This window comes from Streptomyces sp. NPDC048192 (assembly GCF_043202415.1).
In the GTDB taxonomy this organism is placed as follows: Bacteria; Actinomycetota; Actinomycetes; order Streptomycetales; family Streptomycetaceae; genus Streptomyces.
In genome coordinates, this window is record NZ_JBIDAL010000002.1 from 234,899 (window position 1) to 261,207 (window position 26,309).

Sequence of the window (26,309 nt, forward strand, 5' to 3'; positions counted from 1 at the left end):
ATCGGCCGCCCGGCCGGTCAGGCCTGTGGAAAACTCCGGGGCCGGGCGCCGCCGGGTGCCTCAGTGGGCCGTCCACCCGCCGTCCAGCACCAGGGAGGTGCCGGTGACGAAGGACGCCTGCGGGCTGCACAGGTAGGCCACGGCTTCGGCCACCTCCTCCGGTTCGATGAGCCGCTTGACCGCGCTGTCCTTCAGCAGCACCTCCGCCAGCACGCGGTCCTCGGGGATGCCGTGCGCCTGCGCCTGGTCGGCGATCTGCTTCTCCACCAGGGGGGTGCGCACATATCCGGGGTTCACGCAGTTCGAGGTCACACCGTGCGGGGCGCCTTCCAGAGCGGCCGTCTTGGACAGGCCCTCGAGACCGTGTTTGGCGGCCACATACGCCGACTTGAAGGCGGAGGCACGCAGTCCGTGGACGGAGGACACGTTGACGATGCGGCCCCAGCCCTGTGCGTACATGTGCGGCAGGGCCCCGCGGACGAGGCGGAACGGCGCCTCCAGCATCACGGTCAGCACGGTGTGGAAGACCTCGGGCGGGAACTCCTCGATGGGGCGCACCAGCTGCAGGCCCGCGTTGTTGACCAGCACGTCGGCGCCGGCGGCGGCGCGTTCGGCGGCGTCGAGGTCGGTGAGGTCGAGGGTGAGCGGTTCGACGGCGCCCGGCAGCCCGGCGGTGCGTTCGGCCTGCCGGGCCAGCCCGGCCAGGCCGGCCGTGTCCCGGTCGACGGCCCGCACCTTCGCTCCGGCGGCCGCCAGCCGCAGCGCGCAGGCGCGGCCGATGCCGCTTGCGGCGCCGGTGACGAGGGCGGTCCGGCCGCCGAGGTCGAGGGCGACGGACTGGGGGCGAGGGCCGGGCGGGGGGCTGGGCGTGGTCATGTACCGACCCTAAGCAGGACCCATCCCTCACCACATGTGGTAGCCACCCATACTTCAGTCGGCAAGCGTAGTGTCAAACCATGTGGGTGCCTCCGACATGGCCTGCTTGATCCGGAAGCGGCCGAACTCATGGAGCTCGGGCAGCGCGTCCACGTCGAACCAGCCCACTTCCAGGGACTCGTCGTCGTTGACCCGGGCCTCGCCGCCCACCGCGCGGCAGCGGAAGGTGATGTCCATGTACTGGCACTGGTCGCCGTTGGGATACGTGACCGGATCCAGGGCCTGCACGAGGACGACCCGCTCGGCGACGCAGCGCACCGCCGTCTCCTCGTAGACCTCCCGCACGGCGCAGGCCGCGGGCTGCTCGCCGGGCTCCGGGATCCCCCCGATCACCGACCACTTGCGGGTGTCGGCACGCCGTCCCAGAAGCACTCTGCCGTCGTCGTCGAAGACGATCGCGGTGATCCCGGGGAGCCAGAGCAGCTGCTGACCCGCGGTGGCCCTCAGCGTGCGGATGAAGTCAGGAGTAGCCATGGGCCCGACCCTAACCGGCGGCGCCCGCGCTCCCGGGGAGGTTCCCGGGGCGTACGGACCGGTTCAACGGAGGTACGCGAGGCGTACGGCCGTACGCCACCCGGCGCCGCGATCGGGGCCGCACCGCTACGCGCCCTCGGTGCGCCGGCGGCGCAGGCCCGAGCCGATCGCCCAGCCGACGCCGCCCGCGGCGACGAGCACCAGGGCGATCTCGGGGAGGATGCCCAGTTCGGTCGCGGGCGTCCTGGACGTGCGCAGCGGCACCTTCTGCTCGAGATAGGCGGGCACGAACATGCCGGTCCTCTGGGTGATCCTGCCGTCCGGCATGATGATCGCGCTGACGCCGCTGGTGACCGGCACGGTGACGGTGCGGCTGTGCTCGACCGCGCGGATGCGGGACATGGCGAGCTGCTGGTAGGTCATCTCGCTGCGGTCGAAGGTCGCGTTGTTGCTCGGCACGGAGATCATCTCCGCGCCGTGGGTGACGGTGTCCCGCACGTCCCAGTCGAAGGCGGCCTCGTAGCAGGTGGCGAGGCCCACCTTGGCGCCGTCGATGTCGAACACGCCGGGCGTGCTGCCGCGGCTGAAGTCCTGGCGGACCATGCCGGTCCAGTCCTTGTTGATCGCGCCGACGAGTCCGCGCAGCGGCAGGTACTCGCCGAACGGCTGGATCTGCCGCTTGTCGTAGGTCTGCGTCGGTCCCTTGGCCGGGTCCCACAGGATCTGCTCGTTGAGCAGCCTGCCGTCCCGCTCCACGACGGCGCCGACCGATATGGGCACGCCGACGGCCCTGGCGGCCTCGTTGATGACGGCGGCCGCGTCGGGGTTGGCGAAGGGGTCGATGTCGGAGGAGTTCTCCGGCCACAGCACGTAGTCGGGCCTGGGGGTCCTGCCCGCCTTGATGTCGGCGGCGAGCTTGAGTGTCTCGCGCACGTGGTGGTCGAGCACGGCGCGCCGCTGGGCGCTGAACTCCAGACCGGAGCGCGGCACGTTGCCCTGGATGACCGCGACGGTCCGGGTGCCGTCCTGTGCCTCGTCGCTCACCAGCGGCCGGGCGGCGACGGCGCCCGCCACCGGGACGGCCACGCTCAGCAGCGCGGCGGCCGCGGCCCCGCGCCGCACGACCCGGTTCCGGCGCCGCTCGGCGAGCAGCCGCCCGGCCTCGTACAGGCCGAATCCGCACAGCACGACGGCGAAACCGAGCACGGGCGTGCCGCCCACCGCGGCCAGCGGGAGGAAGACGCCGTCCGCCTGCCCGAACGCGATCTTGCCCCAGGGGAAGCCGCGGAAGGGCACGCGCGCGCGTACCGCCTCGCCCGCGATCCAGAGGGCGGCAGCCCACACCGGCCAGGCCGGCAGCCGGGAGACGGCGGCGGCACCCGCGCCGACCAGGGCGACGAACACCGCCTCGATGGCGACGAGGGCGAGCCAGGGACCGGGACCCACCTCGACGCCCGTCCACACCAGCAGCGGCAGGAGGAAGCCGAGCCCGAACAGATAGCCGAGGCCCAGGCCCGCCTTCCAGCCACGGCCGCGCAGCACCCAGCCGAAGCCGGCGAAGGCGGGCAGCGCCAGCCACCACAGGGTGCGCGGCGGGAAGCTGACGTAGAGCAGCACTCCGCACAGCGCGGAGGCGGCGGCCGGGACCAGGCGGAGCAGGCGGCCGCGGAACCCGCGGGGCGCGGGGGACGGCTGGAGCTGATCCGGCTGGTCCACGGAAGTTGCGGTGACGGTCACCCGGGTGAGTGTACGGCGGCGTCCCGGGCCTCCGACAGCGCGGTTCGCGGGCCGGACCGGCCGCTTCGGCGCTGGTCCGCCGCCGGTCGGGGCGCTGTGCGACCGGCCGGGGAACCGGTGCGGCGTCCGGCGTCCCTGCCACGCCGTTCCGCCGCATCTCGTGCCCAAAGCGGTCATCAGCCGCTACGGTGTGCCCAGCCTCGGCGGTGCGGCCGGATCCGGCGCCGTGCCCGGCCGTGGCCTGAGGACAGGGGTCGGGGACGGGGACGAGGGGCAGTGGTGGGGTCGACGGGGACGAGGCCCGTGTCCGGTGTGGACACGGACGCGGCCGACGTCAGGCGAAACGTTTCTGACGGGGCGGGGATGATCCTGCTCGGCGCCTGCGCCGGCTGGTCGCTGATCACCGCGGCGGCGCACGACGGACGGCCCGAGGGCGTGCTGCTCGCGGTGCTCGCCGTGGCCGCGGGTCATGCCGTCGGCCGGGTGTCCGGGGCGCTGCTGCCGGTGGCCGCGCCCTGCGCCGGCGCGGCAATCGCGGTGACGCTGGCGGTGGCGCTGCCCGGTCCGTCCGTGGGCGCCCGGTACGCCGCCCCGCTCGGCCACGCCGGTGGCACGGCCGCCCTGCTGGCGCTGGCCACGGGCGCCCTGTGCTGTGCCGCCTGGGCCACGCCCGCAGGGGAACTGAGGCGGGTGCTGCGGCTGCCGGCCGTCGCGATGGTGCCGGCCGGGGCCGTGCTCGGGTCGCCGGCGGGCTGCGCTGCCGCCGCGGCCGTACTGCTGTGCTCGCTCGCCGCGGGGTGGGCGTCCCGGCGGGGCGTGTGGCTGCTGGGTCTGGCCGCGGTGGCGGCTCTGGCGGCCGGCACGGCGTGGGCGCTCGCCGCGGGCGTGCTGCCGGGCGGCCCGGCCAGGATGCTGGCGGACCGGCTCGGCGCCGGCCGGGTGGCGCTGTGGCAGGACGCCCTGCGGCTGGCCGGCCGCGACCGGGGCCTCGGCGTCGGTCCGGGACGGTTCGGCGAACTGGCCGGTACGGCGTCGCCCCCGCTGTCCGCCGACGGCGGGCCGCACTCGGCACTGCTGCAACTCGCGGCCGAGCAGGGCGCCGTCGGAGTGCTGCTGTGCGCCGCGGTGTTCTGCTGGGTGCTGCACGCGCTGTGGCGCTCGCCCCGCTCCACACCGGTCGTCCTCAGTGCCGGCGCCGCCCTGACCGCGCTCGCCGTGTTCGCCGCGGTGAGCGACGCGCTCAGCTTCACGACGGTGACCGTGGGCGCCGGGCTGCTGGCCGGATGGGCGACGGCGCGGCCGTGGGCGCACCGGGGCGCGGAGCCCCGGCCCTGAGCGGTGACCGGCGCGGCCTCAGCGGGCCGGACCGGGAGTGATCGTGCGCAGCCGGTCCCGGATGGCCCGCACCGCCGCCTCGGCGTTGTCCACGGTGATCGTGAAGGTGTGGCCGTCCCACAGGCGCAGCACGATGCCCTCGCCGCGCCGGACCACCACGGCGGTGCCCTTCTCCGGGCGCCACCGGTAACCCCACCCGCCCCAGTGCCGGGGGGTGACGAGGGCGGTGAAGTCGGCGCCGGCCACATGGGAGAGCGGGATGCGGCGGCGCGGCAGCCCTATGTGTCCGCAGCGCACCTCCACGCACTCCTTGTCGAGTCTGAGGTCGACGTGCACGAAGGCGAGCGTGCCGAAGAGGACCAGCAGACCGGCGGCGATGCAGCCGACGACGGACATCGCGAGCGGGGCGGTTCCGGACGTCCAAGCGGAGTCCACGGCCAGTTCGATGCCCAGGGCCATGCAGGCCGCGCCGACCAGCGCCAGCAGCCATTGGACCCGGTTGGTGGCGCGCCCGGTCCAGATCTCGGGGGGCCGGCCGTCCTCGGCGTGGGGGTGGTCCCTCATGGTTATGAGGTTACTCAGGTTTCCCTGCGCGGGTAGTGCGTCGCGGAGGGTGACTGCCCCGGGTGGGCCAGGGCCGGCCCGCCCGGGCACAGGTCAGCGGACGGGGCTGACCTGGAGGAAACGGCCTTCCGCGTAGGACAGGGCGGTGTCCGGGAGAGCGGCCTCGCGGCCGCTGAGCAGCACCGTGAGCCCGGTGCCGGGGGCGGCGCCGGGGTCCGCCTCGGCGCCGATCCTGCGCAGGGCCTGCGCGGCCACCGCTCCGGCGGAGCCGTGCAGGGCGAGCGGCGGACGGCCGGGGCGCTGGACGGCGGCCCGGATGCGCTCGCCGACCAGCTCGTAGTTGGTGCAGCCGAGGACCACGGTGGTCACGTCCTCGGGGGTGCGGGCGGCGGCCGCGGCGATCGCGGCGTCGATCGCCGCGTCGTCCGCGTGGTGCACCGCGTCCGCGAGCCCCGGGCAGGGCACCTCGGTGACGTCGGCGCCGGCGGCGAACTGCTCGATCAGGTTCCGCTGGTAGGCGCTGCCGGTGGTGGCGGGGGTGGCCCAGATCGCCACGTGCCCGCCGCCCGCGGCGGCCGGCTTGATCGCGGGAACGGTGCCGATGATCGGCAGCTCGGGCTCGAAGCGGGCCCGCAGCACCGGCAGGGCGTGCACGGAGGCGGTGTTGCAGGCGACGATCAGGACGTCGGGGCCGTGGGCGGCGGCCGCCTCGCACACGGCGAGGGCACGCTGGGTGATGTCCTCGGGGGTGCGCGGCCCCCAGGGCATCCCGTCCGGGTCCCAGGAGAGCACGAGCTCCGCGTCGGGCCGCAGCCGACGTACCGCGGCGGCCGCGGGGAGCAGGCCGATTCCGGAGTCCATGAGCGCGATCTTCACCCGGCCACGATAGACGATCGGGCGTTGCCCGCCGCCCGGGTGGGGCAGACTGCGGGCGTGAGCGCCCTGATGTGGATCACCGTCGTATCGCTGGCCGCCTGGTGCTGGCTGCTGCTGGGCCAGGGCTTCTTCTGGCGCACGGACGTGCGGCTGCCGCCGCGCCGGGAGCCGGACGCGTGGCCGTCCGTCTGCGTGGTCGTACCGGCCCGGGACGAGGCGGCCGTGCTGCCCGCGAGCCTGCCGTCGCTGCTGGCGCAGGACTATCCGGGGCGGGCCGAGGTCTTCCTGGTGGACGACGGCAGCACCGACGGCACCGGGGAGCTGGCCCGCGAGCTGGCCCGGCGGCACGGCGGGCTGCCGCTGACCGTGGAGTCGCCGGGCGAGCCGCCGGCGGGCTGGACGGGCAAGCTGTGGGCCGTGCGGCACGGCATCGGCCTGGCACGCGCGCGTGACCCCGAGTATCTGCTGCTGACCGACGCCGACATCGCGCACGCCCCGGACAGCCTGCGCGCGCTGGTGGCGGCGGCCGGCGCCGGCGGTTTCGACGTCGTGTCGCAGATGGCGCGGCTGCGGGTGGAGAGCGTCTGGGAGCGCCTGGTGGTCCCGGCGTTCGTGTACTTCTTCGCGCAGCTGTATCCCTTCCGGTGGATCGGCCGCAGGGGCTCGCGTACGGCCGCGGCGGCCGGCGGCTGCGTCCTGCTGCGGGCCACGGCGGCCGAGAAGGCCCGCGTCCCCGACTCCATCCGGCACGCCGTGATCGACGACGTCGCCCTGGCGCGCGCGGTCAAGGGCGCCGGAGGACACGTCTGGCTGGGGCTGGCCGACCGGGTGGACAGCGTGCGGCCGTATCCGCGGCTGCACGACCTGTGGCGGATGGTCTCGCGCAGCGCCTACGCGCAGTTGCGGCACAACCCGCTGCTGCTGCTCGGCACGGTCGCCGGGCTGGCGCTGGTGTACCTGGTGCCGCCCGCCGCGCTGGTCGCGGGGGCGGCGGGCGGCTCCGCGGCGACGGCGGCCGTGGGCGGCGCGGCGTGGGCGGTGATGACGGGGACGTACGTGCCGATGCTGCGCTACTACCGGCAGCCGCTGTGGCTCGCCCCGCTGCTGCCGTTCACGGCGCTGCTGTACCTGCTGATGACGGTCGACTCGGCCGTGCAGCACTACCGGGGGCGCGGGGCGGCGTGGAAGGGCCGCACGTACGCGCGCCCCGGTGCCGTGCCCGACGAGGGCTGAGCCCGGTCACTTGCGGCCGGGCGTCCAGTTCATGCCCCAGCCGTAGGCGCGGTCGACGGTCCGCTGCGGACTGACTCCGCGCTGCGGCACCAGGTACCGCGCCTCGCGCTGCACGAGGAGGTCGCCGCCGGTGTTGGTGATCAGCGCGAGCGCGCACACCGTGGAGGGGACGGTGCACTCGTCGAGCGAGAAGTCGATCGCGGCGCCGTGCTCCGGCTGCAGGGTGACGGTGGCGTGCAGGTCGGCGAAGGAGTCGGCGCCCTCGTAGATGGTGACGAAGACGAGGATGCGCCGGAAGTCCTGCTTGTGGTCGAGGTTGACGGTGAGGTTCTCGCCGCTCGCGAGGGCACCGGTGCGGTCGTCGCCGTCGAGGTGGATGTACGGCGGCCGGTGCAGCGACCCGAAGGCGTTGCCGAGGGCCTGGACGACGCCCTTGCGGCCGTCGGCGAGTTCGTACAGGGCGCACAGGTCGAGGTCGATCTCGCCCCGGCCGCCGCCTCCCCAGCGGCCGCCCCACCCGGAAAGGTGCTTGCGCGTCTGCCAGTTGAGGTTGACCCGCATGGCTCCGGACGTGCCGCCCTGCTTGGCGAGCGAGACGGACGGCGCCGTCTTCGTGAGGGTGACCTTGGACAGGCGGACGGGCCGGGGCGCCGGCGGGGTCACGGGGTCGCTCGGCATGGGCGGCGGGGGCGGTGCGGGGGCGGTCAAGGGAGCCGGGGGCGGGGTCGGCCCGGCCGGTGCCGGGGGCGGCGGGGGTGCCGGGGCCGCCGGGGGCGGGGACGCCGCCACCCGGGGCGGTGCGGCGGGCGGCGCGGCGTGCTGGGGCTGGTCCACGGTGATGCCGAAGTCCGTTGCCAGGCCTTCGAGTCCGCTGCCGTAGCCCTGGCCGACGGCGCGGAACTTCCAGGCGCCCTGCCGGCGGTAGAACTCGCCGAGGACGAACGCCGTCTCCACGGTCGCGCCGGGGCTGTCGAAGCGGGCGACCGGCCGGCCGCTCGCGGCGTCCGTCACCTCGATGTAGAGGCCGGGGACCTGTCCGAAGGTCCCGCCGTCGGCGGAGGCGGCGAGGACGATCCGCTCGACGGCGCCCTCCACGCGCGCGAGGTCGACGACGAGGGTGTCGGTGACGCCCGCGCCGGCCGACTTCTTGCCCTCGTGGCGGACGGCGCCGGAAGGGTGGGCGGGCTGGTTGTAGAAGACGAAGTCGTCGTCGGAGCGCACCTTTCCGGTGGCGAGCAGCAGCGCCGAGGCGTCCGCGTCGGGCACGCCCGGTCCGGAGCGCCACCCCAGTTCCACGCGCAGTGCCGTGGTCGGCACCGGCGTGTTCGCCCCCTTCATCATGGACATGTCCGCCCCCATCCGTGTCGGCTCCGCGGCCGTCGGTCGTCCAGGTCATCCCTACCCGCACAACCTATGCGCGCCCACGGCGAACTCCCATGCCCCGGCGCCGGAAGATCGCCGGTCAACCGGCGGTAACCCTGGAGGAAGTCGCCCTTTACATGATTTAAACGCGGGCCGCCGTCCCTTTTTGCCAAGTTCGCTCGGATTGGGGATCCCACGTCACTGCGGACACGGAAAACAACCCTCTTATCGGTCTCCCCAACGAGCACATCGTGGGCTTAACTTATGTGCCATGACCTCCCCCCGCTCCACTTATGGTGGCGGCTACTACTCCGCCTCCTTCCCGGACACCCCGATCTACGACTCGCTCGTCGCCGAGCGCGGTACCCCGCAGATCGCCCCGATCCGGGTCCCCGCCGCCTACGACACGGGCAGCAGCCTGCCCGCGCTGTCGTCGGCCCTGCCCGCCCTCCCGGCGGCTCCCTCCCCGCAGGCCCCCGCCTACGGCTACCCGCAGGCGCCGCAGCCCGCGCCGCTGCAGCAGGCGCCGACCGCGTACATCCCGCAGCAGGCGAGCGCCCCGCGGGGCTACCCCGGCCCGCAGGCGCCGCAGCAGCAGCGTCCGATGGCCACGGGTTACGAGGCCATGCGCCCGGCCGCGCCGAGGCCCGCGCCGACGCCCTATCAGGACCCGTACCAGAACCAGCAGCAGTACCGCGGCTACTGACCGGCGCATGCCGTCGTCGGCGCCCACTGGCACGATGACCGCATGGGAAACGCCGAAGTGCAGTCGATCCACGTCCATCCGGTCAAGGCATTCCGGGGTGTCGCACCCCGGGAGGCCGTGGTGGAGCCCTGGGGCCTGGCCGGGGACCGGCGCTGGACACTGGTCGACGACGGGGGAAAGGTCGTCACCCAGCGCGAGCAGCCGCGGCTCGCGCTGGCCGCCGCCGAGCCCGGGCCCGGCGGCGGTGTCCGTCTGTCCGCGCCCGGCCGTGCGCCGTTGACGGTGCCGGTGCCCGAGCCGGCCGGGACGGTGCCGGTGAACGTCTTCGGCACGAAGGTCGAGGCGGTGCCGGCCGCCGACGCCGCGCACGCCTGGTGCAGTGCCTATCTGGAGGCGGACGTCCGCCTGGTCCACCTCGACGATCCGGCCACTCGCCGCCCGGTCGACCCCGAGTACGCCCTGCCCGGCGAGACGGTGAGCTTCGCCGACGGCTACCCCCTGCTGGTCACCACGACCGCCTCCCTCGACGCGCTGAACGCGCTGATCGCCGAGGGCCCTTACGCGCACGAGGGCCCGCTGCCGATGAACCGCTTCCGGCCCAACGTCGTCGTCGCCGGCACCGAGGCCTGGGCCGAGGACCACTGGTCGCGGATCTCCGTCGGCGAGGTCCTCTTCCGCGTCGCGAAGCCGAGCGGACGCTGTGTCGTCACCACCACCGACCAGGACACCGCCGCACGCGGCCGGGAGCCGCTGCGCACCCTGGCCCGTCACCGCAACGTCGGCTCCAGGCTCCTCTTCGGACAGAACCTCGTCCCTCTCTCGCGCGGCACGATCAGGATCGGCGACCCGGTCCGGGTGCTCGGCTAGCACGGAAGAACGGCTCGGCGGGCGGGGAACCGGGGGCGGGTCCCGGTCGTTGGGACGGATGAGAGATTCGTGAGAAGCCGCGTGCGTGACCGAGCGCGGTGCAAGTAGTGATGTCGCTCTCTCTTGCTCCGGGCCGCGGACGCGCGTCCGCGCCGGGGGATATGACGGAGCGAAAGGGGGTGGGGACATGCGGGTGATCAGTGGCCTGTGGCGCTGGCGGCGCAATCCGCTGCGCCGCGCGACCGATCTGGCCGAGGCGTGGGTGGCCCTCGTGGCGCTGGTGCTGATGGCCGTGGCCGCACCCGTGGCCGGCTGCCTGGCCGGCGCCGCCGCCCAGGACTCGCTGCAGCGGTCCGTGCGCGAGCAGCGGCACACCCGCCATCTGGTCACGGCCACGGTGGTACGCGATCTGGGCGAGGCCCCGCTGGACACCGACCCCGACACCACGACGGCCCGCGAGACCCGCAGCCGTGTCCTCGCCGCGTGGACGGCGCCGGACGGCAGCCACCGGCACGGCCGGGCCCTGGCGGACCTGAAGTCCCCGCACGCCGGCGACCACTTCAGGATGTGGACGGACCCGCACGGACGAATAACGGCCCGTCCGCTGGACTCCCCCACCGCCACGACCCACGCGGTGCTCGCCGGAATCGGCGCGGCCCTGCTGGCCGCGGGCCTGGTCGAGGGCGGCAGGCGGCTGACGGTCTGGCGGATGGTCCGCAGGCGGTACGCACGCTGGGACCAGGCCTGGGAGCGGGCGGGCCCGGACTGGGGCAAGGCGGGCACCGGCAGCTGACCGCCTTCCGCCTCCGGTCAACCCACCCCGCACGCACGCGCTACGGTGGACCGGCCGAAGCGCTTTCGGCGACAACCCGCGGGTGAGCGAACCGCAGGGCCGCGCCCAGGTTTTCGGGAGCGCGAACGCGCACCAGCCCCACGGCTGAGCACGGTCGCGGTGCCGGTGCCGGTGCCGGCGGGAAGGTCCCCTGAGGGAGCGAGCCATCAGTACGACGAGGTGGGGGCACAGCAACGCCATGGCACAGGGCACGGTCCAGGTGACGCACACCGGTACGTCGCGGTGGCGGCGCCGCACAGGCGAGTACGCATCGCTCGCCGCCGCCCTGGAGGCCGCCGCCGACGGTGACGTCCTCACCATCGCCCCGGGCACCTACCGGGAGAACCTCGTGATCGAGCGGGCCGTGACGCTCCGCGGGCCCGAGGGCTCGCCCGGCTCGGTGCGGATCGCGCCGGAGGCCGGCGTGCCGCTCACCGTGCGCGCCGCGGCCGTGGTGCAGGACGTGCACGTGGAGGGCCAGGACGCGGCGGCGCCCGCGCTGCTGGTCGAGGAGGGCACGCCCGAGCTGATGGACTTGCGGATCGTCACCCGGTCCGCGGCGGGCATCGAGGTCCGCGGCGGCGCCCGGCCGACCGTGCGCCGCTGCACGGTCGACAACCCGGCCGGCATCGGCATCGCCGTGCTCGACGGCGGGGGCGGGGTGTTCGAGGAGTGCGAGGTCGTCGCGGCCGGGCAGGCGGGCGTGGCGGTGCGGGGCGGTGCGCATCCGCGGCTGGAGCGCTGCCGGGTGCACCACGCCTCGGGCACCGGGATGACCGTGACCGGCGAGAACTCCGCGCTGGAGGCGGTGGGTTGCGAGATCTACGAGGTCCGCGGCTCCGGCGCACAGGTCAGCCAGCGGGCGACCGCGCATCTGACCGACTGCGACGTGCACCGCACCACGGCCGACGGCGTCACCCTGGACACGGACGCGGTGCTCACACTCGCCGACTGCCACATCCACGACATCCCCGAGAACGCGGTCGACCTGCGCTCCCGCTCGGTGCTCACGCTCACCCGGACGACGGTGCGTCAGTTCGGGCGCAACGGCCTGTCGGTGTGGGATCCGGGGACCCGGGTGGACGCCAACCAGTGCGAGATCTTCGACAGCACCGGCGACTATCCGGCGGTGTGGGTCAGCGACGGCGCCACCGCCGTCCTCGACTCCTGCCGGGTGCACGACGTGCCCGACGCCCTGTTCGTGCTGGACCGCGGCTCGCGCGCGGACGTCGTGGACAGCGACCTGTCGCAGGTGCGCAACACGGCGGTGTCGGTCAGCGACGGGGCGACCGCCCAGCTCGACGACTGCCGGATCCGGGAGGCGGCGACCGGGGCGTGGTTCCGCGACCACGGCAGCGGAGGCACGCTCAACAACTGCACCCTGGACGGCACCCAGACGGGCGTGATCGTCACGAAGGGCGCCGACCCGGCCATCGAGCGCTGCACGGTCGACTCCCCCGCCGAGGCCGGTTTCTACGTCTCCGCGGGCGGCCGCGGCAGCTTCCTCGACTGCCGGGTCAGCGGCAGCGGAGGCTACGGCTTCCATGTGATCGACGGCTGCCGGGCGACGCTGCGCCGGTGCCGTACGGAGCGCTGCGCGCGCGGTGGTTACGAGTTCGCCGACGCCGGCCCGGACGGCGGGTCCGGGACGGGTCCCGTCGTGGAGGACTGCACCAGCGACGAGAGCGCCGGCATGCGGCCGCCCGCGGTGCGCGAGACCGCCGTACAGACCGTGGTGCACTCCCCCGGTCTGCTCGGCACGATCCCGGGGCAGCGCAGCACGGAGCAGGAACCGCTGGTCACCGCCGCCGAGCCGGCCGAGCCGGTGCGGACGTCGAAGGACGTGCTCGGGGAACTCGACGCGCTGGTGGGCCTGGAGAGCGTCAAGCGCGAGGTGCGGGCGCTGACCGACATGATCGAGGTGGGCCGGCGCCGGCAGCAGGCGGGGCTGAAGGCGGCCTCGGTGAAGAGGCATCTGGTGTTCACCGGTTCCCCCGGCACCGGCAAGACCACGGTCGCCCGGCTCTACGGCGAGATCCTCGCCTCCCTCGGTGTGCTGGAGAAGGGGCACCTGGTGGAGGTGTCCCGGGTGGACCTGGTCGGCGAGCACATCGGTTCCACGGCGATCCGCACCCAGGAGGCGTTCGAGAGGGCGCGCGGCGGTGTGCTGTTCATCGACGAGGCGTACGCACTGTCGCCGGAGGACGCCGGGCGGGACTTCGGCAAGGAGGCCATCGACACGCTGGTGAAGCTGATGGAGGACCACCGGGACGCGGTGGTGGTGATCGTCGCCGGGTACACGGCGGAGATGGAGCGCTTCCTGTCCGTCAACCCCGGTGTCGCCTCCCGGTTCTCGCGCACCATCACCTTCGGCGACTACGGCCCCGAGGAGCTGCTGCGGATCGTGGAGCAGCAGGCCGACGAGCACGAGTACCGGCTGGCGCCGGGCGCGGCCGAGGCGCTGCTGAAGTACTTCACGGCCATCCCGAAGGGCCCGGCGTTCGGCAACGGCCGCACCGCCCGCCAGACGTTCGAGGCGATGGTGGAGCGGCACGCGAGCCGGGTCGCCCAGCTGGCGGACCCCAGCACCGACGACCTGACCCTGCTGTTCGCGGAGGACCTTCCGGAACTGCCCTGAGCGACCGCCGCCTGAGCACGGCCCCGGACGAGGGCGCCCCCGCAGGCGCGCCCGGCTCCCCGGGGCGCCGGGACGGACCGCGTGCGCCGGTGACCGGCCGGTGCGACACCACCGCGGGCCGGTGCGCCTAGCCGGTGTCGGCCCGCCGCTCCGTGGGTTCCGGGCGCGGGCCCTGCAGGTCCGGGCGCAGCCGGTTCAGCAGGCGGCCCCGTACCCGGGCGAACGCCGGGTCCGCCTGGTAGTCGGAGTGGCCGAGGACGGGCGCCGGGAGGGGATGCTCGGGCGTACGGCCGTAGGCGAGGGGGTCGCACAGCGGGCCGTGGTCGACCCCGGGGGTGGCGCCGCCGGGGAGGCGGACGGGCCCGCCGATGGGGTCGGTGGCGCGCCAGAGGTTGGCCCAGCAGGCGACGTCGCGGTGCAGGGCGGCGAGCGCGGGCGGTCCGAAGTGGGCCGGGAACCAGCGGCCGTAGAGGCGTTCCAGCGGGGAGCCGTAGGTCAGCAGCGCGATGCGGCCGCGGACGGCCGCGGGGAGCTGCCAGGCGGCGGCCGCGGCCAGCACACTGCCCTGGGAGTGTCCGGAGAGCACCAGGCGGCCCCCGGTGTGCTGGGTCCGGGTGGCGATGCGCCAGGTGAGGTCCGGCACGGCGCGCTCGGCGTAGCACGGCGGTGCGAAGGGGTGCGCGGCGCGCGGCCGGAAGGTGCCGACGTCCCAGAGGATGCCGATGGTGCGCCGCGCGGAGGCGTCCTTGTAGGCGCGCCTGCCCCAGGTGACGAAGACTATGAAGCCGAGGCCGACCAGCCAGGAGCCCAGTGCCTGCGAGGTCTCGGCGGCGGCCCGTACGGCGTCGTAGGTGCGGCGGGCGGCTCCGTCGGGGGTCTGCCCGGTGGCGAGCACGCCGACGACCAGGGGCGCCCGGTCCGTGAGGGTGGCCATGGCGCGGGCGTGGGCGATGGCTCGGGTGCGCGCCGGGTCCTCGGGCTCGCCGGGCTGCTCCCGGCGGACCCGGCGGCGTTCGGCGCGGGCCGTCCGGGCGGCGCCTGCCGCGAGCCGGGCGGCGAGGAGCAGCAGGACCGCGAGGACCGGCGGGATGGTGGACGCCTGCCAGGTCAGCAGGACGGGCGGGCCGGGGAGCAGGGCGCGGGTGCCGTCCAGCCAGTCGGCGACGCGCTGGGCGACCCCGCCGGACATCACGCCGCCCAGGGCGCAGGCCAGCAGGGCGACGGCCGGTCCGGCGAGGCCGCGCATGCCGGTCCGCGGGTCGGGGCCGCTGCGGTACAGGGCGCGGGCCACCACGGCGAGCGCGACGACCAGCAGGCCCTGGGCCAGCATGAGCGCGCCGAAGGCGGGGTCGCCCGGGAGACGGCCGGCGGAGCGCCAGCCGGGCCGGGCCCAGCCCGCATAGACCGCGGTGAGCAGCAGCAGGGCGAGCGCGCCGAGCGGCAGCATGCGTACGAGGCGCCGGTCGAGGTGCTGGTCCAGGTGGTGCTCGGTGCGGCCCCGGCGGCAGACGACGCCCACGGCCGTCGCCGCCCAGGCCGCCAGGGCCGCGCCGAGCAGCCCGCCGAGGACTTCGAGGGCGGCGGAGCCGCCGGGCCGGAGGTCGGAGCGGACGGCCGGGGTGGCCAGGGCGGCGGCGACGGTCAGCAGGGCCACGGTGGTGTGGGCGGCGCGCAGCCGGGCCACGAGCCGGCGGCCGTACCAGAAGCCGGGCCTGGTCAGCGCGCTGCCGTCGGTGTCCGGTGCGGCGTCGTGGGTCATCGGCCGGTGGGACTCGTACGCGCTCCAGGTCCGCCGGGAGAGGTACCAGAGCAGCAGCGTCAGCGTGGTCGGCGCCAGCGCGGCGAGCGCCAGCCGGCGGCCGGGCAGGCTCCACCAACCGCCGGGGGCCGCTGGTGCGGGGCGAGGAAGGCGAGCCAGGTGTGGCGCCGGGCGCAGCTCCGCGCGCCGGCGCACTGCCAGGCCACCAGGTCCAGGGCCACCTCGCAGGCGGCGGCGACCAGCAGCACGGTCAGGGTGAGGGCGGCGAGCCGGACGAGGAGGCCGTAGAGCCGGACGGCGCACTGCCGTCCGGCGGCCGCGGGGCGCATCCAGTGGGCGAGGTCGACCACCATGAACGGCAGCAGCCGCAGCCACAGGGCACGGCTGCTGTCACCGAGGTGAGGTTGCACCGGACGTACGCCTCCTGGACGGGCCCCTCGCGGCGTCCCTTCCCGGGCCCGGTGTCCTCGGCGCGCCGGAAGACGGCGGCGGTGTCGTCCCCGCTCACCCGGACGGTGCGTGGATCGCCGAGCATCCTGCCGGGAGTGGTCCCGCCGGCCCCGTGCACCAGCAGTTCCAGCTCGGACTGCGCCGCCGGGCCCTGTCCGGTCCGCCGCTCGCCGGATTCCTCCTGTGCGCGGTCCACTGTTCTCGCACCCCCGTGAAGCGCCCGGAAAACCGTGTCGACGCGGGATCCAGGATCTCCGGCCGGAAGGCGGCCCACACCCCTCGTCACGGAATCTCCCCGATCCGGGTGACCCCGGCCGCGGCGGAAGTGGCATGAGCGCGTCGTGACAGGCGGTGGCGCAACCGGTGCCGACCCGTGAAAAGATGGGACGCCCGCACACCCGGGTCCGGCCGGAATGTCCTGGTCGGAGGCGGTGCGCCGGGCGTGTCGGACGGATGGCGGCGAAAGGACCTGAGCGTACGTGAGCGAGAATCAGAACCTCCTCGCCGAGCAGCGCCGCGCACTGATCCTGGACGAGGTCCGGCGCCGGGGCGGTGTGCGGGTCAACGAACTGACCCGCAAGCTCGGTGTGTCGGACATGACCGTGCGCCGCGACCTGGACGCCCTCGCCCGCCAGGGCGTGCTGGAGAAGGTCCACGGCGGCGCGGTGCCGGTGGTCGAGGCCAGCACGCACGAGCCCGGTTTCGAGGCCAAGTCGGGTCTGGAGCTGACCGCCAAGGAGGACATCGCGCGCGCCGCGGCCAAGCTGGTCACCCCGGGCACGGCGATCGCCCTGTCCGGTGGTACGACGACGTACGCACTCGCCCAGCAGTTGCTGGAGGTCCCCGACCTGACCGTGGTGACGAACTCGGTGCGGGTCGCGGACGTCTTCCACTCCGCACAGCGCACCTCGGGGCAGCGGCAGGGCGCGGCGACGGTGGTGCTGACCGGCGGGGTGCGCACGCCGTCGGACTCGCTGGTGGGTCCGGTGGCCGACCAGGCGATCGCCGCCCTGCACTTCGATCTGCTGTTCCTCGGTGTGCACGGCATATCGGTGGAGGCCGGGCTGTCCACGCCGAACCTCGCCGAGGCGGAGACGAACCGGCGCCTGGTGCACTCCGCGCGCCGGGTCGTGGTGGTCGCCGACCACACCAAGTGGGGCACGGTGGGCCTGAGTTCGTTCGCCGCGCTGGAGCAGGTGGACACGCTGGTGACGGATGCGGGGCTGCCCGCGGAGGCCCGCGCGGAGATCTCCGAGCATCTGCGGGTGATCGTGGCGGGCGAGCCCGGGGAAGAAGACGACACGGACATCTGAGCGTCCGTCAGCAGCGGTGCGCCTTTCGGCGGACGCTGCCGGCCGTACGGCGTTCAGGCTGCGAAGGACGAGGTCGCCTGCGCCACCGGCCGCGGCGCCGGGCGGGACGCGGTCCGAGGAGACGGTCCTCGTGGCGGAGGCGCCCGCCCGGCGTCCGGCGAGGCGCTGGTCAGGTGGCGCCGCGGTCGTGGTGCGCCTCGGACACCACCGCCGCCATCAGTTCCGGGTCCAGTACGGAGACGTCGGCCAGGCGCGAGGCCGCGGACAGCGAGTTGAGCAGCGCCTTGGTGACGCGCAGGGCCGCCGGCGGGCGGCGCACGACGGGTCTGGCCCACTCGGCGACCGCCGCGTCGAGTTCGTGGGCGGGGACGACCTTCTGCAGCAGGGACAGGGACTGGGCCTCCGCCGCGGTGACGATCCGGCCCGTGAGGACGATCTCGCGGACCCGGGCCGCGCCGACCTCGCTGATGAGCCGGGGCAGCAGGCCGCCCCAGGCGGTGGGCAGCCCGAGGGCGAGTTCGGGCAGCCGGAAGGTCGCGTCCTCAGAGCCGACCCGCAGGTCGCAGGCGAGGGCGAGGGCGACTCCCGCCCCGACGGCCTTGCCGTGGACGCGGGCGATGGTGACGGCGGGGTTGCCGGTCAGGGCCTCGCACACGCGCCGTGCCTTGGTCCCCGAGACGCGGATGCCGCCCCCCGTGGGGTCGTGGGCGAGGTGCCGGGCGAACTCGCCGCGGTCGCCTCCGAGGCAGAAGTCGTCGCCGCTGCCGGTGAGCACCAGCACCCGGACGGCCGGGTCCTGGTCCTGGAGGACCGCCAGGAGATCGTCCAGCAGGGCGTCGGTGACGGTGTTGCCCTGGTCGGGGGTGTTCAGCTCGACGGTGAGGACGGGGCCCTCCCGGTGGGTCCGCAGGGTCCGCCGTACGGCGCCGGCCGGGAGGGTCTCGAGGGGGAGGGCGGTCATGTCGTCACTTTCAGGGAGGTGATGCGCCGGAACACCATGCGGCTCGCGTAGCTGGGGGCGGCGACCGGCCGCAGGGTGGGGAACCGTTCCAGCAGCTGGGTCAGCAGCAGACGGGCCTCCAAGCGGGCCAGGCCCGAGCCGAGGCAGTAGTGGACGCCGCCGCCGAAGGTGAGGTGGGCGCCCTTGCGGCGGATGTCGAAGACGTGGGGGTCCGGGTTGCGGCGCGGGTCGTGGTTGGCGGCGCCGTACAGGACGTGGACCGTGGTGTCCCTGGGGACGGGGACGCCGGCGAGGACGGTGTCCTCGGCGGCGAAGCGGGTGTTGAGGTGGATGGGCGGGTCGTAGCGCAGCGTCTCGTCGACGGCGTCGTCGATGTGCTCGGGGTGCCGGCGCAGCCAGTCGGCGCGGACCGGGTCCTGGGTGACTAACCACACCGCGTTGGTGAGCAGGGTCGCGGTGGTCTCCAGGGAGGCGATGGTGATGAACATCGTCAGGTCGTACAGCATCCGGTCGGCGGCCGCCCTGTCGCCGGCGTAGTGGGCGTCCCAGTAGCGGATCCAGTCGCTGAGGACGTCGTCGCCGAGGTGGCGGCGCCGGTCGGCGAGGAGGCCGGTGAAGAAGGCCCTCATCTCCACGGTGGCCTGGGCGGAGATCGCCAGCTCGCTGCTGGTGGGGATCAGTTCCTGGGCGTGGACCTGGCGGTGGGTGAAGTCCAGGATGTGCGGGTAGTGCTCGGCCGGGACGGCGAGCCACTGGCCGATGGTGTGGACGGGCAGCTGGTCGCCGACCGTGCCGGCGAAGTCGGCCTCGCCCAGGGTGCGCAGCTGCAGTTCCAGGCGGTCCAGGAGCCGGGTGACGTGGTCCTCGATCCGGGGCCGCATGGCGTCCAGGGTGCCCCGGTCGAAGAGGTTGCCCAACGCGCGGCGCGCCAGGGTGTGTTCGGGCGGGTTGAGGCGGGAGAGCGTACGCGTCATCTCCCGCGTCGCCGGATGACGCCAGCGGGCCGGATCGGGCCGGCGCTCCTGCCAGGCGAAGTCGGGTACGAGCCAGTCCCTGCCGCGCAGGATCTGGTTGCAGAGATCGAATCCGGTGACGAAGTACCCGCCCCAGGGAGCGGGCACCACCTCTCCCAGGGCACGCAGTTCGTCCCAGACGGTGAAGGGATCGGCTTGTCCTTCGGCTGAACGGAGGCGACGGAGAAGGGGGATGACGGCTCGGCGATCGGTGGTGGTACCACGTATGACGCCAACGGCGGTCACGCGAAGCTCCTTTGTGGCTGGGCGCTACCGTTACCGCCGGAACCTACCCTTCCCCTCTCCGTCGTCATGCGCCTGTTGTTGTTGCTCCCGTCACATGCCACCCAACAAACCGTCACATCTCATCCGTCAGACGCGGAAGATGTCCAGGAAGCTGCTCCAGAAGCCCTTCTTCCTGGCCGGTTCCTGACGGACGGCGCCGGCGGGCGCGGCGGTGGGCAGCGGCTGCTCGGCCGCGGCGGGGGCGGTACGGTCCCGCAGCGCGGAGGCGATGTGGGTGGCCGGCGTGGGACTGAACGCCACGGGCAGCGCGACCAGCGCCCGGTGGAACGGGCCGGGCCGCCATTCGAGTTCCCGCGCGGGGACGGCCAGGGTGAGGTCGGGCAGGGCGTTGAGGAGCTTCTCGATCGCGGTGACGGCGATGACCGTCGCCGGGTCCTTGGCCGGGCACGCGTGCGGACCGGCTCCCCAGGCCAGGTGGGCGCCCTTGCTGTGGGTGCGGCGGGCCTCGGCCAGGGCCGGGTCGGTGTTGGCGGCGGCGAAGCTGATGACGACCGGCGTGCCCGCCCCGGCCACCACTCCCCCGAGGTCCACGTCCTGGACCGGGTAGTGGGTGGCGTAGTTGGCGATGGGCGTCTGGTTCCACAGCACGTGGTCGATCGCCTCCTCGATCAGCAGCCCGGAGTCGCGTCCGCTCGCGTCGGGCGACAGCAGCAGGAGCAGGGCGTTGCCGATCAGGTTGCGCTCGGGTTCCACGCCGGCGCCCATCAGCATCACCAGCTGGTCCTTGAGCTCCTCGTCGGTGAGCCCGGCGGGGTGCTGGATCAGCCAGGAGGTGACGTCGTCGCCGGGCCTGCGCCGCTTGAGGGCGATCAACTCCATGAGGCAGGAGGTGAGTTCCTCGTTGGCGCGCAGCGCGTCCTTGCCGTCGAAGATCGCCGACATGGCCCCGGTCAGGGTGTCGCCGATGTCCGCCGGGCAGCCGAACAGCTTGTTGAACAGCAGCAGCGGCAGCAGCTTGGCGTAGTCGTTGAGCAGGTCGGCGCGGCCCCGCTCGCTGAACTGGTCGATCAGGTAGTCGGCGATGGGCTCGACGTCGCGGCGGATCCGGGTGATGTTGAGCTTGGCGAGGCTGTCCGTGACGGCCTTGCGCAGCCTGAGGTGCACGGCGCCGTCGGTGAACAGGCAGTTGGGCCGGTACGCCATCATGGGCAGCACCGGGTGGTCCAGCGGGATGCGCCCCTCGTTCAGCGCCTTCCAGCGGCCGGCGTCCCGGGCGAAGAGCGTGGAGTTCTGCAGCACGCGCAGGGCCGTCTCGTGGCCGACGACCAGGGTGGCCTCGACGCCGGGGGCGAGTTCGACCGGTCCGGCCGGGCCGTGGGCGCGCAGCCGGTCGTAGACCTGCTGGGGGTCGGTGGCGAACGCCGCGTCGTGCATGGGGCATCGGGCCGCCGCGGTGGCGGGGGCTGACTGGGGGTCCATGGGGGTTCCTTCTGCTGGCTCCGGGCCGGTGGTCCGGGGGGAGAGACGATCCGGGCGGATGGGAGGTGTCAGGCGGCTCGGGTGAGCAGGTGGCGCACGAGGGCGATCAGCGCGAGGGCGGACGACTGCCGGTCGCGCGCGTCGCAGTAGACGACGGGGGTGTCCGGGAGCAGGTCCAGGGCCTCCCGCACCTCCGCCTCCTCGTACACCTTGGCGCGCTCGAAGCTGTTGACGGCGATTGCGTACTCGAGGCCGTACCGTTCGACGAGGTCGATGACGGGGAAGGTCTCCTCCAGCCGGGCGGGGTCGACCAGGAGCAGCGCCCCGAGCGCGCCGCGGGCCATGTCCTCCCACAGCTGCATGAAGCGCTGCTGTCCCGGGGTGCCGAACAGGTACAGCACGAGTTCGTCGCTGAGCGTCAGCCGGCCGAAGTCCAGCGCCACGGTGGTGGTGGTCTTGTCCGCGACGCCTCTGAGGTCGTCCACGTGCAGGGACGCCTGCGTCATCTTCTCTTCGGTGCGCAGCGGGGTGATCTCCGACAGCGAGCCGATGAAGGTCGTCTTGCCCACGGCGAAATGGCCGACGACCAGGATCTTGGCAGCGTTGGTCACCGCGCTGGAGACGTAGATGGATCCAGGGGCCGTCTCAGCCGATGAGGGATTGGAGTCCATTCAGAACCTTCTCGAGGGTCGCTCTGTCAACGTTCTGCGCCCGGGGCGGCTCCGCGCGGCGCAGGAGGTGGCCCTGCTCGAATAAGTCGGTCAGCAGCAGCCGGGCCACCCCCACCGGCAGTCCCACGTGGCCGGCCACTTCGGCGACCGACAGATAGCCGCCGGAGCACAGCTTCCAGATCGCCATCACCTCGGGGCCGGCTCCCAGCGGAGGGGTCCGGTCGGGAGCCAGGGTGACCAGGGTGTGCAGCGCCAGGTCGTCCGATGCGGGCAGGTTCCGGCCGCCGGTGATGACGTAGGAGCGGACGAACTCGCTGGTGACGGAGGCTTCCTCGCCGGGCGTCGTCATACGCCCGCACCGTCCGAGCGCGGGGCCACACTCATCGCCTTGCTCAGGCCCGCCACCGTCTTCTGCATGCGGAAGGACATCGCCTCCATGTCGACGTCCAGCGCGGCCGAGACGGCGAGGTAGGAGCCCTGGCCCGCGGCGATCAGGAAGATCCAGCCGCCGTCGTACTCCAGCAGCGTCTGCTTCCAGATCCCGTGGCCCGCTCCCACGAACCCCGCGACGGCGCGGCTCAGCGACTGCATCGAGCTCATCGCCGCGGCGTTCGTCTCGGCGTCGTCGCGCCCGATGTCGTCCGAGCGCTGCAGCAGCAGGCCGTCTCCCGAGACGAGGATCGCGTGCCGGGCTCCGCGCACCTCGAGCACGTCGTTCAGCACCCACGACAGGTCGATGTTCACTGGTTGTCAGGTCCTTCCGTGGTGTTCGTGGTGCGCCCGAGCTGGGTTCCGCGCGCGAACGCCCCGATCCGCGACGCCGTCACCTCGCTGTCCGCCTCCGCGGGCTCCTGCGGGCCGGCGCTGTCGAGGGCCGGGACGACCGTGACGGGACCGCTGCGCCGCCGGCGTTTGGGCAGGCCTCCCGAGGTCGTCCCCACCACGTGCGTGGGGCCGACGACCGGTACCGGCGCCAGTCGCTGCGGGGCCTCCTCGGGGGTGGCGGAGTCCTGGGCGCCGGCCTCGGGGGAAGGAGCGTCGGCCGAGAGCAGACCTTCGGGTACACGGATCACTGCACGCACTCCGCCGTAGGGGGACACGGAACCGACGGAGACGGCGAAGCCGTAGCGGGCGGCGAGCATGCCGCACACGGCGAAGCCGAACCGCGGCGGATCGCCGAGGCCGGTGATGTCGACGGGACCGTCGACGGACAGCAGTGCCGCCGCCCGGTCCTTGGTCTCCTGGTCCATGCCCAGGCCGGCGTCGTCCACGATGAAGCACACACCGGTCGGCACGCTCTGGATGTTGACCTCGACCGGCGTGCCCGGCGCGCTGTAGTTCGTCGCGTTGTCCAGCAGTTCGGCCAGGACGACGGCCACCGGCTCGACCGCCTTGCCGACGAGCGAGACGTTCACCTGGGAGTGGACGCTGACCCGGTTGAAGTCCTTGATCCTGCCCTGGGCGCTGCGGGCGACGTCGTAGACGGTAGCGGCGCCCTCGCGCCTGCCCAGCCAGCCGCCGCACAGCACGGAGATGCCCTTGGCGCGGCGGCCGAACTGGCTGCCGGTGTGGTCGACCGTCATCAGGTCGGCCAGGACGTCGGTGGTGTCGCCGTACTTCCTCAGCAGGCTGTCGAGGAGGACCTGCTGTTCCTCGGCGAGCGACTGGAGCGTGCCCATGGCGGACTTCAGCACCGCCTTGGTCGCCGCCTCGGCGTCGGCCCGTACGTCGGCGAGGTCGCGCTGCTGCTGGGCGGTGAGCGCGGCGATGTGCGCGTGCAGCCGGCTGACCTCGCCGCGGGCCTCGCCCAGGTGTGTCTCCAGTTCCTTTCGCGTTTTTCGGAGCGCCATGTTGGTTCTCCGGGCCCGCAGCACTGCGGCGACCGCAGCGACGAGCACCACCAGCAAGATCCACAACAGTGGATCCGTGGTCAATGACGTCATGAGACTCTCTTCAAGTCGCATCGCGCCGAAAGCGTGCGAGCGCGATGGTGCCTTCGAGACTGTCCCCCCGGGCGCGTCTGTGACACGCCGTCAGCCCATGTGAAAAGTGGGATGATCTTATCAGTCACACAGGCACAACAAGCTTGCCCAGAACCGCAATTGAGACGTCACCAAACCCACACACCCCTGTCACCGGGGCGTCGGGCGCCGGCCTCCCGGACCGCCGGCACCGGTTCAGTCCGGCCACACCCCCGTGGCCAGCAGGGTCTCGATCGCCGCGGTGTACGGCGCGATGTCCAGGCCCTGCCCGGCGAGCCAGGCGTCGGAGTAGTACTTGTCGAGGTAGCGGTCGCCCGGGTCGCACAGCAGGGTCACGACGCTGCCCCGGCGCCCCTCGGCCACCATCTCGGCGACGATCTTCAGCGCGCTCCACAGCCCGGTCCCCGTGGAGCCGCCCGCCTTGCGGCCGATGGCCCGCTCCAGGGCCCGTACGGCGGCGACGCTGGCGGCGTCCGGCACCTTCATCATCCGGTCGATCGCGCCGGGCACGAAGCTCGGCTCCATGCGCGGGCGGCCGATGCCCTCGATCCGGGAACCGCAGTCGCAGGTGACGTCCGGATCGCCGGTGGTCCAGCCCTCGAAGAAGCAGGAGTTCTCCGGGTCGGCGACGCAGATCCGGGTGTCGTACTGCATGTAGTGCACATAGCGGGCGAGGGTCGCGGAGGTGCCGCCGGTGCCGGCGGTGGCGACGATCCAGGCCGGCTCCGGGAACCGCTCCAACCGAAGCTGGCGGAAGATGGATTCGGCGATGTTGTTGTTGCCGCGCCAGTCGGTGGCCCGCTCGGCGTAGGTGAACTGGTCCATGTAGTGCCCACCGGTCTCCACCGCGAGGCGGGCGGACTCCTCGTACATCTTGCGGGAGTCGTCCACGAAGTGGCACCGGCCGCCGTGGAACTCGATCAGACGGCACTTCTCGGCGCTGGTCGTGCGGGGCATGACCGCGATGAAGGGCACGCCGACCAGCTTGGCGAAGTAGGCCTCGGAGACGGCGGTCGAACCGCTGGAGGCCTCGATGACCGGGCGGCCCGGGCGGATCCAGCCATTGCAGAGGCCGTACAGGAACAGCGAGCGGGCGAGGCGGTGCTTGAGGCTGCCGGTGGGATGGGTGGACTCGTCCTTCAGGTAGAGGTCGATGCCCCACCGCTCGGGCAGGGGGAAGCGCAGCAGGTGCGTGTCCGCGGACCGGTTGGCGTCGGCCTGGACTTTGCGTACGGCCTCTTTCAGCCAGTCGCGGTAGCCGGCGTCGCTGCGGTCGGCGTCGAGGGTGGCGCCGGTCCTGGTGGGGTGGGTGGTGCTCACGGCGATGCTCCTTCGGCTGGGCGCCGACGACGCCTCACGCGGCCGGCACCTCGAGCATAGGCATCTTTCACACCGCTTCCCACCTGCATAAACGCATCTTTCAGCCACCCAAAGACACCCCTGGGGAGCAGGGGGGCGCGAACCGTCGGGGCGCATTGGCGGGAGTGCTCCGGGCAGGCGGCGCGGGCGCCTCGCGTGTACTGGTGCTCCCGGCCGCATCGCGGCAGACTGCACGCGTCGGGACGACCGTCCCGGCCGTGGGCGCACACTGGATCGCGGAAGCACACGGGCAAGGGGGCGGCCAAGGATGGCGGAGCCGGAGTTCACAGCCACGGGCGTGCGGATCGGCAAGCGGCTGCGTTCGCTCACCCGGGCCGGTCAGGTCCGGATCAACGACGGCAGGCTGGAGTTGCTCACCAGCTACGGCAGCGAGATCGACAGCGCCCCGGTGCAGGCGGTGCGTGCGTCCCGGCCGTGGTTCGGGCCGGACGACAAGGCGCTCGCCGACCTCAACGGCAAGCGGTACCTGCTGACGCTCGGCGAGCACGACCCCGCTCCGGGCGAGCCGGGGCCGCCCGCGGCACGACGGTTCATCGAGGCGGTGCGCCGGGCCGCCGGGCGCGGCGGCTGAGGAAGGCGCGGCCGCCCGCTCGGCAGGACGCCGGTCGTATGACGCCGAGCAGCGGTCCGTCGCGGCGAGTTGCGGGACCGCATCCGCTGCGTCACGCTGGTCATACGTCACTCTGGGTTTACCGGCGATAACGCTGCGAACCAGCCCGCCGGCCATGACAGCAGGCGGACGTTTGGACGCAAGCCACCCTGCTGGATCCGTTGTTCTCCGTGTTCTTCCGGTCCCTCGGACCTCTACATCGGGGAGTCGCAGCCGTGATCAGTCACCCAAGCAGGCACTGCACGGTGGAGCTCCAAGCCCTGCCGTCGCGGATCGGCCAGGTCCGCAGAATCGTATCTGCGCAGTTGCGCTACTGGCACATGGACGCGTTGATAGACCGGGCGGCGCTCGGTGTGACGGAACTGCTGAGCAACGTCCACCGGCATGCCAGGCCCGACAAGTCGTGCACCGTCGAGCTGGAGCTGGCGCCGGACCGGCTCACGGTCTCGGTGCGCGACAACGATCCCCGGCTTCCGGTGCCGGCCGACGCCCCGGACACGGCGGACGGCGGCCCGCTGGCCACGTGCGGGCGCGGGCTGGCGATGGTGGCGGCGGTCAGCGAGAGCTGGGGGGCGCGGCCGGACGGCGAGCACGGCAAGGTCGTCTGGTTCACGCTGCCCGCACCCGCGGCGGTTCGTCCGTATCCGGCCCACACGCCGCGCCGCGCCGCCGAGGTGCCCGCCGCGCCGGAGCCCGTCCGCGTCGGTACGGCGGCCAGGACTCCGGTCGGCACGCCCGTCGGCGCCGGAGTCGCCCTGACCGCGGAAGCGCCCGCCGCTGCCGCGCCGGTGGCGAGCGCGGCCGGCCCCCGCCCCCAGGCTCCCGCCCGGTCCGCCGTTCCCGGCTGACCGGGCGGTGAGACACCCCGCCCCACGGCAGCCCGCC

At 73.6% G+C, this 26,309-nt stretch carries 23 protein-coding genes and 1 pseudogene; 9 read left to right on the top strand and 15 right to left on the bottom strand.

Annotated elements, in window-relative coordinates:
* Positions 1–60 precede the first annotated feature (60 nt).
* The 3 genes from ACGFZN_RS03910 to lnt all read right to left on the bottom strand — a co-directional run bounded on the left by ACGFZN_RS03910 (position 61) and on the right by lnt (position 3,147).
* Positions 61–876, bottom strand: coding sequence for a 3-hydroxybutyrate dehydrogenase (locus ACGFZN_RS03910; RefSeq protein WP_393856872.1), 816 nt, complete (start codon positions 874–876; stop codon positions 61–63).
* 54 nt (positions 877–930) lie between these two features.
* Positions 931–1,410: an NUDIX domain-containing protein gene (locus tag ACGFZN_RS03915; protein ID WP_393856873.1), complete on the bottom strand. Its 480-nt coding sequence runs from the start codon at positions 1,408–1,410 to the stop codon at positions 931–933.
* Between the two features lie 126 nt (positions 1,411–1,536).
* Positions 1,537–3,147: an apolipoprotein N-acyltransferase gene (gene lnt, locus ACGFZN_RS03920; protein ID WP_393856874.1), complete on the bottom strand. Its 1,611-nt coding sequence runs from the start codon at positions 3,145–3,147 to the stop codon at positions 1,537–1,539.
* Between the two features lie 363 nt (positions 3,148–3,510).
* Here lnt and ACGFZN_RS03925 point away from each other — a divergent pair, with 363 nt between their 5' ends.
* Positions 3,511–4,482: an O-antigen ligase family protein gene (locus ACGFZN_RS03925; RefSeq protein WP_393856875.1), complete on the top strand. Its 972-nt coding sequence runs from the start codon at positions 3,511–3,513 to the stop codon at positions 4,480–4,482.
* An 18-nt stretch (positions 4,483–4,500) separates the two neighbouring features.
* Here the strand turns inward: ACGFZN_RS03925 and ACGFZN_RS03930 are convergent, their stop codons facing one another.
* Complete coding sequence (locus ACGFZN_RS03930; RefSeq protein WP_393856876.1) at positions 4,501–5,046, bottom strand: hypothetical protein; 546 nt, start codon at positions 5,044–5,046, stop codon at positions 4,501–4,503.
* A 93-nt stretch (positions 5,047–5,139) separates the two neighbouring features.
* Positions 5,140–5,922, bottom strand: coding sequence for a glutamate racemase (locus ACGFZN_RS03935; RefSeq protein ID WP_393856877.1), 783 nt, complete (start codon positions 5,920–5,922; stop codon positions 5,140–5,142).
* Positions 5,923–5,991: 69 nt separating this feature from the next.
* Here ACGFZN_RS03935 and ACGFZN_RS03940 point away from each other — a divergent pair, with 69 nt between their 5' ends.
* The gene (locus tag ACGFZN_RS03940; RefSeq protein ID WP_393857183.1) at positions 5,992–7,155 is read left to right on the top strand and encodes a glycosyltransferase; all 1,164 of its coding nucleotides are present in this window, start codon (positions 5,992–5,994) and stop codon (positions 7,153–7,155) included.
* A 6-nt stretch (positions 7,156–7,161) separates the two neighbouring features.
* On the opposite strand, the gene ACGFZN_RS03945 is transcribed toward ACGFZN_RS03940, so the two are convergent.
* Entirely contained in the window at positions 7,162–8,496 is a 1,335-nt protein-coding gene (locus tag ACGFZN_RS03945; protein WP_393857184.1) for a TerD family protein, read from the bottom strand.
* A gap of 292 nt (positions 8,497–8,788) precedes the next feature.
* On the opposite strand from ACGFZN_RS03945, the gene ACGFZN_RS03950 reads away from it, so the two are divergent.
* From ACGFZN_RS03950 to ACGFZN_RS03965, 4 genes are all read left to right on the top strand, one after another.
* Positions 8,789–9,223 (top strand): DUF6643 family protein, encoded by a 435-nt coding sequence (locus ACGFZN_RS03950; RefSeq protein ID WP_393856878.1) that lies wholly within the window; start codon positions 8,789–8,791, stop codon positions 9,221–9,223.
* Between the two features lie 42 nt (positions 9,224–9,265).
* Complete coding sequence (locus ACGFZN_RS03955) at positions 9,266–10,090, top strand: MOSC domain-containing protein (protein ID WP_393856879.1); 825 nt, start codon at positions 9,266–9,268, stop codon at positions 10,088–10,090.
* Positions 10,091–10,277: 187 nt separating this feature from the next.
* Positions 10,278–10,883, top strand: coding sequence for a hypothetical protein (locus ACGFZN_RS03960; protein WP_393856880.1), 606 nt, complete (start codon positions 10,278–10,280; stop codon positions 10,881–10,883).
* 238 nt (positions 10,884–11,121) lie between these two features.
* A complete protein-coding gene (locus tag ACGFZN_RS03965; protein ID WP_393856881.1) occupies positions 11,122–13,560 on the top strand; it encodes a right-handed parallel beta-helix repeat-containing protein in 2,439 nt (812 codons plus the stop codon).
* Between the two features lie 127 nt (positions 13,561–13,687).
* Here the strand turns inward: ACGFZN_RS03965 and ACGFZN_RS03970 are convergent.
* A pseudogene (locus ACGFZN_RS03970) lies at positions 13,688–15,965 on the bottom strand (hypothetical protein).
* Between the two features lie 283 nt (positions 15,966–16,248).
* Here ACGFZN_RS03970 and ACGFZN_RS03975 point away from each other — a divergent pair.
* The gene (locus ACGFZN_RS03975) at positions 16,249–17,082 is read left to right on the top strand and encodes a DeoR/GlpR family DNA-binding transcription regulator (RefSeq protein ID WP_393856882.1); all 834 of its coding nucleotides are present in this window, start codon (positions 16,249–16,251) and stop codon (positions 17,080–17,082) included.
* 169 nt (positions 17,083–17,251) lie between these two features.
* Here the strand turns inward: ACGFZN_RS03975 and ACGFZN_RS03980 are convergent, their stop codons facing one another.
* From ACGFZN_RS03980 to ACGFZN_RS04015, 8 genes are all read right to left on the bottom strand, one after another.
* Positions 17,252–18,043 (bottom strand): enoyl-CoA hydratase/isomerase family protein, encoded by a 792-nt coding sequence (locus tag ACGFZN_RS03980; protein ID WP_393856883.1) that lies wholly within the window; start codon positions 18,041–18,043, stop codon positions 17,252–17,254.
* Positions 18,040–19,302 (bottom strand): cytochrome P450, encoded by a 1,263-nt coding sequence (locus tag ACGFZN_RS03985; RefSeq protein ID WP_393856884.1) that lies wholly within the window; start codon positions 19,300–19,302, stop codon positions 18,040–18,042. The genes ACGFZN_RS03980 and ACGFZN_RS03985 overlap by 4 nt, the downstream gene beginning before the upstream one ends.
* 126 nt (positions 19,303–19,428) lie before the next feature.
* Positions 19,429–20,736, bottom strand: coding sequence for a cytochrome P450 (locus ACGFZN_RS03990; RefSeq protein ID WP_393857185.1), 1,308 nt, complete (start codon positions 20,734–20,736; stop codon positions 19,429–19,431).
* 113 nt (positions 20,737–20,849) lie between these two features.
* Positions 20,850–21,452: an ATP/GTP-binding protein gene (locus tag ACGFZN_RS03995; RefSeq protein WP_393856885.1), complete on the bottom strand. Its 603-nt coding sequence runs from the start codon at positions 21,450–21,452 to the stop codon at positions 20,850–20,852.
* Positions 21,427–21,801 (bottom strand): DUF742 domain-containing protein, encoded by a 375-nt coding sequence (locus tag ACGFZN_RS04000; protein ID WP_393856886.1) that lies wholly within the window; start codon positions 21,799–21,801, stop codon positions 21,427–21,429. The genes ACGFZN_RS03995 and ACGFZN_RS04000 overlap by 26 nt, the downstream gene beginning before the upstream one ends.
* Positions 21,798–22,196, bottom strand: a complete 399-nt coding sequence (locus ACGFZN_RS04005) for a roadblock/LC7 domain-containing protein (protein ID WP_360146260.1) — start codon at positions 22,194–22,196, stop codon at positions 21,798–21,800. Before ACGFZN_RS04005 ends, ACGFZN_RS04000 begins: the two co-directional genes overlap by 4 nt.
* Positions 22,193–23,395 carry an ATP-binding protein gene (locus ACGFZN_RS04010; protein ID WP_393856887.1) on the bottom strand — a complete coding sequence of 401 codons (1,203 nt, stop codon included), beginning with the start codon at positions 23,393–23,395 and terminating at the stop codon, positions 22,193–22,195. Before ACGFZN_RS04010 ends, ACGFZN_RS04005 begins: the two co-directional genes overlap by 4 nt.
* Before the next feature lie 234 nt (positions 23,396–23,629).
* Positions 23,630–24,754: a PLP-dependent cysteine synthase family protein gene (locus ACGFZN_RS04015; RefSeq protein WP_393856888.1), complete on the bottom strand. Its 1,125-nt coding sequence runs from the start codon at positions 24,752–24,754 to the stop codon at positions 23,630–23,632.
* A 307-nt stretch (positions 24,755–25,061) separates the two neighbouring features.
* Between ACGFZN_RS04015 and ACGFZN_RS04020 the strand changes: the two genes are divergently transcribed.
* Positions 25,062–25,385: a hypothetical protein gene (locus tag ACGFZN_RS04020; RefSeq protein ID WP_330341538.1), complete on the top strand. Its 324-nt coding sequence runs from the start codon at positions 25,062–25,064 to the stop codon at positions 25,383–25,385.
* Positions 25,386–25,639: 254 nt separating this feature from the next.
* Positions 25,640–26,272, top strand: a complete 633-nt coding sequence (locus ACGFZN_RS04025) for an ATP-binding protein (protein ID WP_393856889.1) — start codon at positions 25,640–25,642, stop codon at positions 26,270–26,272.
* Positions 26,273–26,309 lie beyond the last annotated feature (37 nt).

Excerpts from the sequence above, each read along its gene's own strand:
- ACGFZN_RS03915 (WP_393856873.1), bottom strand. The coding sequence starts at position 1,410 with ATGGCTACTCCTGACTTCATCCGCACGCTGAGGGCCACCGCGGGTCAG.
- ACGFZN_RS03995 (WP_393856885.1), bottom strand. The coding sequence starts at position 21,452 with ATGGACTCCAATCCCTCATCGGCTGAGACGGCCCCTGGATCCATCTAC.
- ACGFZN_RS03960 (WP_393856880.1), top strand. The coding sequence starts at position 10,278 with ATGCGGGTGATCAGTGGCCTGTGGCGCTGGCGGCGCAATCCGCTGCGC.
- ACGFZN_RS03910 (WP_393856872.1), bottom strand. The coding sequence starts at position 876 with ATGACCACGCCCAGCCCCCCGCCCGGCCCTCGCCCCCAGTCCGTCGCC.
- ACGFZN_RS04020 (WP_330341538.1), top strand. The coding sequence starts at position 25,062 with ATGGCGGAGCCGGAGTTCACAGCCACGGGCGTGCGGATCGGCAAGCGG.
- ACGFZN_RS04010 (WP_393856887.1), bottom strand. The coding sequence starts at position 23,395 with ATGACGTCATTGACCACGGATCCACTGTTGTGGATCTTGCTGGTGGTG.
- ACGFZN_RS03940 (WP_393857183.1), top strand. The coding sequence starts at position 5,992 with ATGTGGATCACCGTCGTATCGCTGGCCGCCTGGTGCTGGCTGCTGCTG.
- ACGFZN_RS03980 (WP_393856883.1), bottom strand. The coding sequence starts at position 18,043 with ATGACCGCCCTCCCCCTCGAGACCCTCCCGGCCGGCGCCGTACGGCGG.
- ACGFZN_RS03930 (WP_393856876.1), bottom strand. The coding sequence starts at position 5,046 with ATGAGGGACCACCCCCACGCCGAGGACGGCCGGCCCCCCGAGATCTGG.
- ACGFZN_RS03965 (WP_393856881.1), top strand. The coding sequence starts at position 11,122 with ATGGCACAGGGCACGGTCCAGGTGACGCACACCGGTACGTCGCGGTGG.
- ACGFZN_RS04000 (WP_393856886.1), bottom strand. The coding sequence starts at position 21,801 with ATGACGACGCCCGGCGAGGAAGCCTCCGTCACCAGCGAGTTCGTCCGC.
- ACGFZN_RS03925 (WP_393856875.1), top strand. The coding sequence starts at position 3,511 with ATGATCCTGCTCGGCGCCTGCGCCGGCTGGTCGCTGATCACCGCGGCG.
- ACGFZN_RS03945 (WP_393857184.1), bottom strand. The coding sequence starts at position 8,496 with ATGATGAAGGGGGCGAACACGCCGGTGCCGACCACGGCACTGCGCGTG.
- ACGFZN_RS03990 (WP_393857185.1), bottom strand. The coding sequence starts at position 20,736 with ATGCACGACGCGGCGTTCGCCACCGACCCCCAGCAGGTCTACGACCGG.
- ACGFZN_RS03955 (WP_393856879.1), top strand. The coding sequence starts at position 9,266 with ATGGGAAACGCCGAAGTGCAGTCGATCCACGTCCATCCGGTCAAGGCA.
- ACGFZN_RS03950 (WP_393856878.1), top strand. The coding sequence starts at position 8,789 with ATGACCTCCCCCCGCTCCACTTATGGTGGCGGCTACTACTCCGCCTCC.